Consider the following 13,505-nt stretch of genomic DNA (forward strand, 5'->3'; position numbering starts at 1 on the left):
ATGAGGGCTTGGGTTGTAACACAAGATGCGGCGAGAATTGAGGCGGAAATTCTAGAATACTTAAATCCGGACTCACATCATCCTGCTGCCTATACAGTCAGATGCTTCTTGATGAGCTCATCAGTGAGGCCGGCAATCTCGTCTTCCGCCACCCGCCGTCCACGGTCGAGGATGGCAAACCGATCCGCATACTTCCGCGCAAACGGCAACTTCTGCTCAACCAGCAGCACAGTTAGTCCATCCTCTTCGATCAACCGACGAATAACCTCCCCAATCTGCGCCACAATATTCGGCTGAATCCCCTCCCCCGGCTCATCCAGAATCAGCAGCCTGGGCTCGATCACCAGCGCCCTGCCAATGGCCAGCTGCTGTTGCTGCCCGCCAGACAGGTCACCGCCTCTGCGGTGCCGCATTTCCTTCAGCACCGGGAACAGCTCATACACCCGCTCCGGTATCTTCTTGCTGCCGTCCTTGCGCACAGCCAGGCCGGTGCGCAGGTTTTCTTCCACGGTCAGCAGGGGGAAGATCTGCCGACCCTGGGGCACGTAGCCAATGCCCAGCCGTGAGCGGTCTTCCACTTTCTTTTTGGTGAGCTCCACATCCCCGGCAAATTCAATGCTGCCGCTCTTGGTGGTTTCCTCCCCCATGATGCATTTCATCAGGGTGGTCTTGCCCACGCCGTTGCGGCCCATTACGCAGGTGCACTGGCCCTGGGGTACGTCCAGATCGAGATCCCAGAGGGTGTGGCTTTCGCCGTAAAACTGGTTGAGCTTCTGGATCTTCAGCATTACGCCTCCTCCCCCAGGTAAACCTTGATCACTTCCGGGTCGTTGGAGACCTGGTCCATGGTGCCTTCGGCCAGCACGCTACCCTGGTGCAGCACGGTCACCTTGCGGGCAATGGAGCGCACGAAGCCCATGTCGTGTTCCACCACCACAACCGACTGTTTGCCGGCCAGGCTGGTGAGCAGTTCGGCGGTGCGTTCCATTTCCTGTTCGGTCATGCCGGCGACCGGTTCGTCCACCAGCAGCAGCCGGGGTTTCTGCATCAGCAGCATGCCGATTTCCAGCCACTGTTTCTGGCCGTGGGAGAGGATGCCGGCGAGGCGGTCCCGCAGCTCCTTCAGGCCGATCATTTCCAGCACTTCGTCGATGCGGTCCCGGTATTCCGGTTTCATGATGGCGGTGAGCGTGGGGAATACCCGCTTGTCCGCCGCCATGGCCAGTTCCAGGTTTTCGAACACGGTGAGGGCTTCGAATACCGTGGGTTTCTGGAACTTGCGGCCGATGCCCAGGCTGGCGATGTCCGGCTCGTTCATGGTGAGCAGGTTGTGGCGGCTGCCGAACCATACCGAGCCGGTGTCTGGCCGGGTTTTACCGGTGATGATGTCCATCATGGTGGTTTTGCCCGCGCCGTTGGGGCCGATGATGCAGCGCAGCTCACCGTCGTCGATGGTGAGATTGAGGTTGTTGATGGCCTTGAAGCCGTCAAAGCTTACGTTCACATCTTCCAGGTACAGAATCGGCCCGTGGCGCACGTCCACTGGCGATTGCACCTGGGTGAGAAACTCGAACACATGCTCGCGGTCGGCCAGTTCCTGAAAAATGCTCATGCGGTGGCCTCCTGCCCGGTGGGGGTGTCGTCATCGGTTTTGGCTTTGCGGCGTTTCTGCAGCAGCCCGGCAATGCCCTTGGGCAGGAACACGGTCACCAGCACAAACAGGCCGCCGAGGGCGAACAGCCAGGCGTCCGGCATGATGCCGGTGAACACGGTTTTGGCGTAGTTCACCAGGATGGCACCGATCACCGCCCCGTAGAGCGTTGCCCGGCCACCCAGGGCCACCCACACCACGATCTCTATGGAGAACAGCGGCGAGAATTCACTGGGGTTGATGATGCCTACTTGAGGCACATACAGCGCCCCGGCCACACCCGCCAGCATGGCGGAGACTACGAACACGAACAGCTGCACCCGCTCCACCCGGTAACCCAGGAAGCGGGTACGGGCCTCGGCATCCCGGCAGGCCACGCTCACCCGGCCCAGCTTGCTGGTTACGATGCCCCGGCAAATCACGTAGCCAATGGCCAGGGCGATACCGGTGGCGATAAACAGCCCGAGTCGCGTGGCATCCGTGCGCAGGTTGAAGCCGAGGATATCCCGGAAGTCGGTCAGGCCGTTATTGCCGCCAAGGCCCATTTCGTTGCGGAAGAAGGCCAGCATCAGGGCGAAGGTGAGCGCCTGGGTGATGATGGAAAGGTACACCCCGGTTACCCGGGAGCGGAAGGCCAGGAAGCCGAACACCAGCGCCAGCATGCCCGGGGCCAGCAGCACCATGAGGAAGGCAAACCAGGCCATGTCGAAACCGTGCCAGTACCAGGGCAGCTCCTGCCAGTTCAGGAACACCATGAAGTCCGGCAGGATCGGGTCGCCGTAGGTGCCGCGATCGCCGATCTGGCGCATCAGGTACATGCCCATGGCGTAGCCGCCAAGGGCAAAGAAGGCGCCGTGGCCCAGGCTGAGGATGCCGAGGTAACCCCACACCAGGTCCACTGCCACCGCCAGCAGGGCGTAACACAGGTATTTGCCCAGCAGGGTGACGGTGTAGGCGCTTACATGCAGGGCGCTGTCCTGGGGCATGAACAGGTGGAGGAAGGTCACCACCACCAGGGCCGCGAACAGTACGCCCAGGAATATCTGCGTGGAGCGTTCACGCAGGGGTCGAGTCAACCACATACCTTAACCCTCCGCAGCCCGGCCTTTCTGCGGGAAGAGTCCGCGGGGCCGTTTCTGGATAAACAGGATGATGAACACCAGCACGATGATCTTGGCGAGTACGGCACCGGCCCAGGGTTCCAGCAGCTGGTTGATGGTGCCCAGGGAGAGCCCGGCAATGAGGGTGCCCCAGAGATTACCCACGCCACCGAACACCACTACCATGAACGAGTCGATGATGTAGTTCTGGCCCAGGTTCGGGCCCACGTTGGTGAGCTGGGAAAGCGCCACACCGGCCAGGCCGGCAACGCCGGAGCCCAGGGCGAAGGTCATGATGTCCACCCGGGTGGCGCGGATGCCCATGGAACGGGCCATGGCGCGGTTCTGGGTAACGGCGCGCACCTCCAGGCCCAGGCGGGTCTTGCGCATGATCAGCATCAAGCCGGCGAACACAATCAGTGCGAAGGCCAGCACGTACAGGCGGTTGAGTGTGAGCGAGAGCGCGTCGTTGACCACCAGGGAGCCGCTCATCCATTCCGGGGTCACCACGGTGCGGTTCTGGGGGGAGATCAACGTTCGCACCAGTTGCTGCAGGATCAGACTGATGCCGAAGGTAGCCAGCAGGGTTTCCAGCGGGCGCCCCTTGAGATACTGGATCACGCTGCGCTCGATGATGATGCCGGCGGTGGCGGCTACCAGAAAGCCGGCCGGAATCGAGAGAATCAGAGCCAGGCCGGGCTGGCCGGGCAGGAGTTGCTGCATGCCCCAGGTGGTGTAGGCACCCAGCATGATCAGTTCGCCGTGGGCCATGTTGATCACGCCCATCACGCCAAAGGTGATGGCCAGGCCGATGGCGGCGAGTACCAGAACCGAGCCGAGGGAGAGGCCAAAATAGAGGGTCTCGGCGGCGCTGTTGAGTTTCAGTTTCTGTTCGATGGTGGCCAGCGCTTTGCTGGCTGCGGTGGCCAGCTCCGGGTTATCGCTTTCGGCCGCGATATTGAGCGCGGCCCGGGCACGGCTGTGAAGGCTGCCGGCCAGCACATCCACGGCTTCCACATCGCCCTCACCCACGCGGTAAATGGCCAGAGCGGCTTCGATGCGCTCGCGTACCCTGGCATCCTCTTCCACCTCCAGACGGGCCTCCAATGGCTTCACCAGCGTGGCGTCCACTTTGCCCATCATGTTCTCGGCGGATTCCCGGCGCAGTTTTAAATCCGGGGCGTTCAGGTCCAGCATGGCCATGATGCCCGAGAGCTGCCCGCGAATGGCGTTATTGATGCTGATCCGGTCGAGATCGCGGCGGGAGATTTCGCCGAGGTCGTCGCCGCTCAGGGGGTCGGCAATGGTCCAGTCGCGCCCACGGTTATTCAGCACAATCACAATCCGGCCGGTGTCTTTCACCTGACTGAGGCGGTTGTTGCCATAGGCGTCCAGCCAGCCTCTGGCGCGAACATCTCCACTGGCAACAATGGCGCTGATGGCGTCTTCAATCTGGGCCGGTCGTGCTTCTGCCAGTTGCTCCAGCAATGCTTTGCCCGGGTCGTCGTCCTGGGCCATTGCGCCGCCGGAAAACACCATGGTCCAGGCAATAAGCACGAGCGTGAGCGATCGGATGATGCTCATGGTTCTGTCCTGTTGGTTGGAATGTTGTTGCGGGAACGGAATCCGGGGGCGGCCTCGCCCCCGGTTATCCGGCCTTACTCAGCCTCTTCAGCCGCCATTTCGCCGGCAGATGCACCACAGGTGCCGGTTGCGGTATTGAAGGTTCCGCAGAACAGGGGCTTGCGCCAGTCAGCGATCATGTCCCGCGAACCCGGCAGGTAGTCAGACCAGGCATCGCCGGCCACGGTAGACGGGGTTTCCCACACCACGGAGAACTGGCCGTTGTCCTGGATCTCGCCAATCAGCACCGGCTTGGTGATGTGGTGGTTGGGCATCATGGCGGCGTAGCCACCGGTCAGGTTGGGCACCGTTACGCCGATGATGGCGTCTTTCACCGCGTCCACATCGGTGGTGCCGGCTTTCTTGACCGCTTCGATGTACATGTTGAAGCCGATGTAGTGGGCTTCCATGGGGTCGTTGGTCACGGCTTCTTCGTCACCGGTGTGCTCGATCCACTGGTCGATGAAGTCGTAGTTGGCGTCGCTGTCCACGCTCATGAAGTAGTTCCAGGCGGCCAGGTGGCCAACCAGCGGGCCGGTGTCGATACCAGAGAGTTCCTGCTCACCCACGGAGAAGGCAACCACAGGAATGTCGGCGGCGGAGATGCCCTGGTTGCCCAGTTCGCGGTAGAAGGGCACGTTGGCGTCGCCGTTGATGGTGGATACCACGGCGGTCTTCTTGCCGGCAGAGCCGAAGCTCTTGATGTCGGAAACGATGTTCTGCCAGTCAGAGTGACCAAACGGGGTGTAGTTGATCATGATGTCTTCCTTGGCCACACCCATGTCCATCAGGTAGGTCTCAAGGATCTTGTTGGTGGTGCGCGGGTAGACGTAATCGGTGCCCGCCAGCACCCAGCGCTCCACGCCGATTTCGTTCATCAGGTAGTTAACCGCAGGAATCGCCTGCTGGTTGGGCGCAGCGCCGGTGTAGAAGACGTTCTCGGAAGATTCCTCACCCTCGTACTGTACCGGGTAAAACAGAAGGCCGTTCAGCTCTTCCACCACCGGCAGTACGGATTTACGGGACACCGAGGTCCAGTTACCGAAGATCACGTCCACTTTTTCCTGGGCCAGCAGTTCCCGGGCTTTTTCAGCAAACAGCGGCCAGTTGGACGCCGGGTCCACCACAACGGCTTCGAGCTGGCGACCCAGCACACCGCCCTTGGCGTTCTGTTGCTCGATCAGCATTTCAACGGTGTCTTTCAGAACCGTTTCACTGATGGCCATGGTGCCGGAGAGGCTGTGCAGGATGCCCACCTTGATGGGATCTTCCGCGGCGACGGAATTGAAAGAGATGGAAAGTGCGAGTGCAGAGAGGCCCAGTTTCACGTGTTTTTTGAAGCTCATGTTGTGCGTCCTTTTCTTTAGTTGGGGAATGCAGTTCGTCTTGAAACGCCCAAGGGCCTCTGCATCTGCTGTTCCACATTCACCATATATCCATTAAAAACAGCATCTTATCTAGTATACAAGCAAATCGCCGAGGGCAACGCACCCTCCAATACCCTGCCAACACCCTGTTTTATGGATCAGTTTTGGTGCGCCCGCACCGGCCTTGGGCGCGCTGCGCCGGAGCACTTCTGAGCCAGAAATCACTAACCACCTGTTTTTAAAGCTTTATCCAGAATTTTTCGCAAATGGCACAGGCATTGCCATTCCACATGTATACAAGTTGATAACGCACATGAGGATGACCAATGCCTTCAACACTCGGATGGACCATAAAGGACTGGCAGAACGCCTATAGAGAAGGCGCTTCGCCCGCGTCATTACTGGATGAGTTACTGACGGGGCTGGATACCACTGACGTGGCCTGGATTTCCCTGCTGGATGGCGACGGCCTGGCCGCCGCCCTGGTTGAACTGGAACAGACCCTGGACGCTGCCGGCGGCGACAGGAGCGCCCTGCCGCTTTATGGCATTCCGTTCGCCGCGAAAGACAACATTGATGCGAAGGGCTTTGAAACCACCGCAGCCTGCCCGGCGTTCGCCTATACCCCGGAAGAAGACGCCACCAACGTTGCCCGACTCAAGGCCGCCGGCGCGGTGCTGATTGGCAAGACCAACCTGGACCAGTTCGCCACCGGGCTGGTGGGTACCCGTTCGCCCTATGGCGCGGTGCCCAACAGCTTCAGGCCGGAGGTGGTCAGCGGCGGCTCCAGTTCCGGCTCGGCTTCCGTGGTTGCCCGCGGCCTGGTGCCGTTTTCCCTGGGCACCGACACTGCCGGCTCCGGCCGGGTACCGGCGGGGCTGAATAACCTGGTTGGTCTGAAGCCCACGAAGGGCCTGTTCAGTATTCGGGGTGTGGTGCCGGCCTGCCGTTCCCTGGATTGCGTGTCCATCTTCGCGCTTACGGTTAACGATGCCGGGCTGGTATCCGATGCCATGGCCGGTTTCGACGCCGGTGATGCGTTCTCCCGCAAGGCGCCTTACGCCCTGCCCCTGGACGGCCCCGCCCTCCGCCGTCCTGGCCCGGTCAGACGGCTCGCCATCCCGGAACATCCCCAGTGGTTCGGTGACCAGCAGTCGGAGGCGGCCTGGAACACCGCCCTCAGCCTGTGGCGCGGGCTGGATGTTGAGTTGGTTCCGATGGATTTCAGCCCCATGCTGGAACTGGCCGCGCTGCTCTACGAGGGCCCCTGGGTGGCCGAGCGCCACGCCGCGGTGGAAGCATTCATGGCCAGCCACGCCGATGAGATGAACCCGGTGGTCAAGGGCATTATCAGCAACGCCGGCAAGTTCAGCGCCACGGATACCTTCAAGGCCCAGTACCGCAAGGAAGAGCTGCAGCGACAGATTGATGAGCGGCTGGCCGATGTGGACGCCCTGCTGGTGCCCACTGCGCCGACCGCACCCACCATTGAAGCGGTGAATGCCGACCCGGTTACCCTCAACAGCCAGCTGGGCACTTACACCAACTTCGTGAACCTTGCGGACATGAGCGCCCTGGCGATCCCCGCCGGCTTCCGGGACGACGGCCTGCCTTTTGGCGTCACCCTGATCAGCGGCGCCTGGAAAGACACCGAGCTGCAGCACCTGGCCTGCCAGTGGCTGAACGCTCACCCGACGCCCCTGGGCGCCACCGATAAAGGCCGCCCGGAAGAAACACCGGGCGCGGCCATTTCAACGCCGACGGTGCAGGTGGCGGTAGTAGGCGCTCACCTCAGTGGCATGCCCCTGAACACCCAGCTCACCGAGCGTTTCTCGGTGCTGCTGGAGCAAACCACCACCTCCGCCAACTACCGGCTCTACGCCCTGCCCAACACCACACCGCCAAAACCCGGCCTGAAACGGGTAGCAGCGGGCGAAGGCGAACAGATCATTGTGGAAGTCTGGGAAATGCCTGCCTCGGCCTTCGGCTCCTTTGTGGACCTGATTCCCGCGCCCCTGGGCATCGGCAATGTGGAACTGGCCGATGGCCGTTGGGTGAACGGGTTTATCTGCGAAGGCTACGGCTTCGACGGCGCCCGGGATGTCACCGAATTCGGCGGCTGGCGCGCGTTTATCAATTCCTGATCGGGGTCAGATGAAAACGGGGTCAGAAGAAAAGTTCTTCTGACCCCATGTTCACAAGGAGAGACACCTTTATGTTTAACAAAGTACTGATCGCCAACCGAGGCGAAATCGCGGTCCGCACCATTCGCACCCTCAAGGCCATGGGCGTTGGCAGTGTTGCTGTCTATTCACACCAGGATCGCCATAGCCTGCATGTCACCCTGGCCGATGAATCCGTGGCCCTGACCGGTAACGGCGCCAGCGAAACCTATCTGGACAAGGCCCAGATTCTCTCTGCGGCGAAACACACCGGCGCCGAGGCGATTATTCCGGGGTATGGCTTTCTTTCCGAAAACGCCGACTTTGCCGAAGCCTGCGAAGCCGATGGCATTGCCTTTATTGGTCCCACACCCGACCAGATGCGCGAGTTCGGCCTGAAGCACCGGGCCCGGGAACTGGCGGAAGCCGCCGGCGTGCCCCTGGCTCCGGGCAGCGGCCTGCTGGAAAACCTGGAAGAAGCCCTGCAAACCGCGGACCGTCTGGGCTACCCGGTGATGCTGAAAAGCACCGCCGGCGGTGGAGGTATCGGCCTGACCCGCTGCAACAGCGAAAGCGAACTGCGGGATGCCTTTGAAACCGTGCGCCGCCAGGGCCAGAGCTTCTTCAACGACAGTGGCGTGTTCCTGGAGCGCTTCATCGCCCGGGCCCGCCATGTGGAAGTGCAGATATTCGGTGATGGCGCTGGCAATGTGGTTGCCCTGGGCGAACGGGATTGTTCCCTGCAGCGCCGCAACCAGAAAGTGGTGGAGGAAACCCCGGCGCCAAACCTGCCGGCCGCCACCCGCCAGAAAATGCTGGATGCCGCCGTCTCCCTCGGGCAGTCGGTGAATTACCGCTCCGCCGGCACCGTGGAATACATCTACGACGCCGACCGGGACGAGTTCTACTTCCTGGAAGTGAATACCCGCTTACAGGTTGAGCACCCGGTGACAGAGTCTGTCACCGGTCTGGACCTGATCGAATGGATGCTGAAGATCGCCGCCGGCGAAAGCCCGGACCTGGCCGGTTTCGAGCCGGAACTGAACGGCGCGTCCATGGAAGTGCGCATCTACGCCGAAGACCCGCTGAAGGATTTCCAGCCCTCCCCCGGTGAACTGACCGATGTGCACTGGCCGGAAGACGACGTGCGGGTGGATACCTGGGTGGAGAACGGCAGCGAAGTCTCCGCCCACTACGACCCGATGATTGCCAAGCTGATCGTGCACGGCAAAGACCGGCACGACGCCCTGGCCAAACTGAAAGCCGCCCTGGCGGAAACCCGGCTGATGGGCATTGCCACCAACCTGGATTACCTGCGCCAGGTGGTGGCCCAGCAGAGCTTTGCCGATGGCATTGTCTCAACCCGGGCACTGGAGAGCTTCGAGTTCAAACCCTCGGTGGCGGAAGTGGTCAAACCCGGCACCTACACCACGGTGCAGGACTACCCGGGCCGCGTGGGCTACTGGAACATCGGCGTGCCGCCCAGCGGCCCCATGGACGACTACGCCTTCCGGATTGCCAACCGAATCGTCGGCAACCACAGCGAAGCCGCCGGCCTGGAAGCCACCCTGATCGGCCCCAGCCTGAAGTTCCACAAGGACTCCGTTGTGGCCCTCACCGGTGCGCTCACCGAAGCCACCCTGGACGACAAACCGGTGGAATTCTGGAAACCCATCACCGTGAAAGCCGGTCAGATTCTGGCGGTAGGCAAGGCCATAAAGGGCTGTCGCACTTACCTCGCCGTGCGTGGTGGCTTTGATGTGCCGGTTTATCTGGGCAGCCGCTCCACCTTCGCCCTCGGCCAGTTTGGCGGCCACGGTGGCCGGCCCCTGCGCCCCGGCGACATGCTCGGCATCAGCCAGATCAACCTGCCGGCCTGCACCACCACGGCACCGACGCACGATCCCGCACCGGCAGACCCGGACCTGATCCCGGATTACCCGGACCACTGGGAAATCGGCGTGCTCTATGGCCCCCACGGTGCGCCGGATTTCTTCACCGAACAGTCCATCGAGAAGTTCTTCGAGCAGGACTGGGAAGTGCACTACAACTCCAACCGCCTGGGCATCCGCCTGAACGGACCCAAGCCGGAGTTTACCCGGGCCGACGGCGGCGAAGCGGGGCTGCACCCGTCCAACATCCACGACTGCGAATACGCCATCGGCTCCATCAACTTCACCGGCGACATGCCCGTGATTCTCACCAAGGATGGCCCCAGCCTGGGCGGCTTTGTGTGCCCGGTAACCATCGCCAAGGCGGAACTGTGGAAAGTCGGCCAGGTGAAACCCGGCGATACCATCCGGTTCGTGGCTATTGATAACGACACCGCCGTGGAACTCTCCGAACGCCAGGAACTGGCCATCAAGAGCCTGATGGCGCCGCCGGAAGTGGACCTGGTGAAACCGGACCTGGCTCCGGTGAATGACCTTTCCGCCACGATCCTGGCCCATCTGGACGAAACCGACGGTCGCCCGGAGGTCACCTACCGCCAGGCCGGCGACCAGTACATCCTGCTGGAATACGGCCCCAACGTGATGGACCTGGGCTTCCGCCTGCGCATCCACGCCCTGATGGAAGCCATCGCCGATGTGCAACCCAACGGCCTGCTGGAACTGTCCCCGGGCGTTCGCTCCCTGCAGCTACGGTACGACGCCCGCATCCTGCCGCAGGAAGCTCTGATGACCTACCTGCTGGACCTGGAAGCCACCCTGCCGCCCACGGATGAACTGAAAGTCCGCAGCCGCGTCATCCACCTGCCCATGGCCTTCGAAGACAGCGCCACCCTCGAAGCGGTGGATAAATACCGCCAGTCCGTGCGTGACACCGCCCCCTGGTTGCCCAACAACGTCGACTTCATGCAACGCATCAACGGCCTGCCCAGCCGCGAGGCCGTCCGCGATATCCTGTACTCGGCTCGCTATCTTGTGCTGGGTCTGGGCGACGTCTACCTCGGCGCCCCCTGCGCCGTGCCCCTGGACCCACGGCACCGGATGCTCACCTCCAAATACAACCCCGCCCGCACCTACACCGCCGAAGGCACCGTGGGCATCGGCGGCGTGTACATGTGCATCTACGGCATGGACTCCCCCGGCGGCTACCAGCTCGTGGGCCGCACCCTGCCGATCTGGAACAAGTACCTGAAAAACCCCCAGTTCGCCGAAGGCGCCCCCTGGCTACTGCGGTTCTTCGACCAGGTGTGCTACTACCCGGTGACCGAAGCCGAACTGGACGAAATGCGCGACCAGTTCCGCGCCGGCCAGCTGACCGTGAAAATCGAAGAAGAAACCTTCGACCTCAAATCCCACCGGGCCTTCCTCGACGCCAACGCCGACTCCATCGCCGAATTCCGCGAACTGCAGCAGGCGGCCTATGCTAAAGAGGTGGCCCTGTGGAAAGACAGCGAAGCCGAGGAACTGGATAAACTGGCCAAGGCCCCGCCGAAAGCGGACGTATCCGACCTCGCGAAGTTCGGCGAGCTGGTGAGTGCGGAGATTGCCGGTAACATCTGGAAGTGTCTGGTGAAGCCCGGTGATACCGTAGCCGAAGGTGATCCGCTGGTGATCGTGGAGGCCATGAAGATGGAGTTCGAGATAAACGCCACCCAGGCCGGCGAGATCAGTGCCATGCATGTTGAGCCTGGCAAGGCTGTTACTCCCGGGGAGCCTTTGTTGAGCATCAAGATCTAGGGCTTGGTCTGGCTTTGGAGATTGTTCTCCTCTGGCCGCATGCTTTGGAGTTGAGCCGATGGGGGCAGGCCTGTCACAGACACGCCGTAAACCCATCCCTGGGGGCTTGATCGCACCATCCATGCTGCTCACAGTCTGTGACAGACCTGCCCCCACCGGCTTTTGGACAAGGGAGTCGGCGGTTTTAGGAAAAAATAAAGGTGCATTGATTGCCTGACGGGCAGAGTAGGCCCGATTTTTCAAAGGAAAACCGTCAGAGTGCCGGTATTGGCTTTTGGCAGGCAAAGGGAGTTGGGTCGGCTGGTGGGGTGCGGGTTTCAAAAGTGTGAGCAGCATGGATGCTGCGATCAAGCCCCCAGGGATGGGTTCACGGCGTCTTTTGAAACCCGCACCCCACCAGCCGGCCCAGCGGCCATACTCCACCGAAGAGACGACCCGGAACCAAAATAAGGGGCGAACGAAAAGAAAATGGCAACAAACACCAAAAGAAAAGAGTCCATGGCAGACAGGGTTTACGAGGCCCTGAAGGACGACATCTTTGAGTTCCGCCTGATCCCCGGTGACAAATTCAGCGAGGGTGATGTAGGCACGCGCCTGAAAGCCAGCCGCACGCCGGTTCGGGAGGCCCTGTACCGGTTGCAGCGGGAAGGCTACGTGGAGGTGTTGTTCCGCAGTGGCTGGCAGGTAAAGCCGTTTGATTTCCGGCAGGTGGAGGAGCTGTATGACCTGCGGATTACCCTGGAGCGGGCGGCGATGCACAAGATCTGTGGCCTGGATGAGGAACCCTCGGCAATCCGAATGCTGACCGCCATCTGGAACCCGGATCACCCCTCCGAGCGGGCCGTGGGCAGTACCGTGCGGGCACTGGATGAGAGCTTTCATTGTGATTTGGTGGCGGCGGCCGGCAACCGGGAGATGACGCGGATTCACCGGGAGATCACCGACCGGCTGCGGATTATCCGGCGCCTGGACTTCACCCGCGATGACCGGGTAGACGCCACCTATGTAGAGCATGCGGCGATACTGGAAGCACTGCGCAACGGCATGGCCACTGAAGCAGCGGACCGACTGACCCGCCATATCCGGGCCAGCCAGAAAGCCGTTCGGGAGATCACCATGGAACGGATCCGCGAGGCCGCTGAGGCGCACCGGAGCGGGCAAAAAATTGCCTCACAGGGCGCGTAAATACTGAATTCTCGTTCATTTTGGCCGCCGCCGAAATGCTTACAAACCTGTAAGATATATCGCACAAATCCCGGAGCGATTCTCCGATAGGTACGAATTCGATCCCCAGTAGAATGGTCAGTGTCAGGGATGACAAGCCAGCAAGGAACGTTGGCTCAAGGACGAGAACTCCAGGGAAGAGCCCTCCACGGCTCAGGAGTTGCCCGAAGGATCAGGGCTTACAGGGATGGCCACAAGGATGACGCGCTCAGGATGAGTCGCACGCCTGAAGGAACAGGCAGGGGTCAGCCACGGAATCGGGGATCACAAGGAATGTGGTCCCGTCCGTGCACTCCCCATCCCCACAGACATTTCTGCTCTCTTCTTACATGTCGCTTCTGCTGCTTTGCGCCCTGGCACAAAACCAAAAAACGCAACACAGCTCCAGGAGCTCATAGCTATGAAACGCACACCGATTTTCGCCACCCTCGTTCTGCTGTTCAGCCTGGTAACCGGCTTTGCCTACGCAGAAGAAGCCACCATCAATATCAACACTGCCGACGTGGCCACCCTCGCCAGCCTGAACGGCATTGGCCAGAGCAAAGCCGAAGCCATCGTCGCCTACCGGGAAGCCAATGGCCCCTTTGCGGTTACCGCCGACCTCACCAAGGTCAAGGGCATTGGCGAGCGCACTGTTGAGAAGAACGCCGCACGCCTGGCCGTCAAGTAATACCCCGGGCAGTGGCGCGCTG

At 61.4% G+C, this 13,505-nt stretch carries 9 protein-coding genes; 4 read left to right on the forward strand and 5 right to left on the reverse strand.

Annotation, left to right across the window (positions count from 1 at the left end; translation table 11 throughout):
• Positions 1 to 89: 89 nt before the first annotated feature.
• From urtE to urtA, 5 genes are all read right to left on the reverse strand, one after another.
• The gene (urtE, locus tag ACESMK_RS18260) at positions 90 to 788 is read right to left on the reverse strand and encodes an urea ABC transporter ATP-binding subunit UrtE (RefSeq protein ID WP_373001731.1); all 699 of its coding nucleotides are present in this window, start codon (positions 786 to 788) and stop codon (positions 90 to 92) included.
• Positions 788 to 1,612 (reverse strand): urea ABC transporter ATP-binding protein UrtD, encoded by an 825-nt coding sequence (gene urtD / locus ACESMK_RS18265; protein ID WP_373001733.1) that lies wholly within the window; start codon positions 1,610 to 1,612, stop codon positions 788 to 790. The genes urtE and urtD overlap by 1 nt, the downstream gene beginning before the upstream one ends.
• Positions 1,609 to 2,733, reverse strand: a complete 1,125-nt coding sequence (urtC, locus tag ACESMK_RS18270) for an urea ABC transporter permease subunit UrtC (protein WP_373001735.1) — start codon at positions 2,731 to 2,733, stop codon at positions 1,609 to 1,611. Before urtC ends, urtD begins: the two co-directional genes overlap by 4 nt.
• Before the next feature lie 3 nt (positions 2,734 to 2,736).
• A complete protein-coding gene (gene urtB, locus ACESMK_RS18275) occupies positions 2,737 to 4,335 on the reverse strand; it encodes an urea ABC transporter permease subunit UrtB (protein ID WP_373001737.1) in 1,599 nt (532 codons plus the stop codon).
• 74 nt (positions 4,336 to 4,409) lie between these two features.
• Positions 4,410 to 5,720 (reverse strand): urea ABC transporter substrate-binding protein, encoded by a 1,311-nt coding sequence (gene urtA, locus ACESMK_RS18280; protein ID WP_373001739.1) that lies wholly within the window; start codon positions 5,718 to 5,720, stop codon positions 4,410 to 4,412.
• Positions 5,721 to 6,067: 347 nt separating this feature from the next.
• On the opposite strand from urtA, the gene atzF reads away from it, so the two are divergent.
• The 4 genes from atzF to ACESMK_RS18300 all read left to right on the forward strand — a co-directional run bounded on the left by atzF (position 6,068) and on the right by ACESMK_RS18300 (position 13,483).
• A complete protein-coding gene (atzF, locus tag ACESMK_RS18285; protein ID WP_373001741.1) occupies positions 6,068 to 7,885 on the forward strand; it encodes an allophanate hydrolase in 1,818 nt (605 codons plus the stop codon).
• 71 nt (positions 7,886 to 7,956) lie between these two features.
• Entirely contained in the window at positions 7,957 to 11,589 is a 3,633-nt protein-coding gene (uca, locus tag ACESMK_RS18290; protein ID WP_373001742.1) for an urea carboxylase, read from the forward strand.
• A 498-nt stretch (positions 11,590 to 12,087) separates the two neighbouring features.
• Entirely contained in the window at positions 12,088 to 12,774 is a 687-nt protein-coding gene (locus tag ACESMK_RS18295) for a GntR family transcriptional regulator (protein WP_373001744.1), read from the forward strand.
• A 439-nt stretch (positions 12,775 to 13,213) separates the two neighbouring features.
• The gene (locus ACESMK_RS18300; RefSeq protein WP_373001746.1) at positions 13,214 to 13,483 is read left to right on the forward strand and encodes a ComEA family DNA-binding protein; all 270 of its coding nucleotides are present in this window, start codon (positions 13,214 to 13,216) and stop codon (positions 13,481 to 13,483) included.
• Positions 13,484 to 13,505: the final 22 nt, after the last annotated feature.

The organism is Marinobacter sp., assembly GCF_041687235.1.
GTDB lineage: Bacteria > Pseudomonadota > Gammaproteobacteria > Pseudomonadales > Oleiphilaceae > Marinobacter.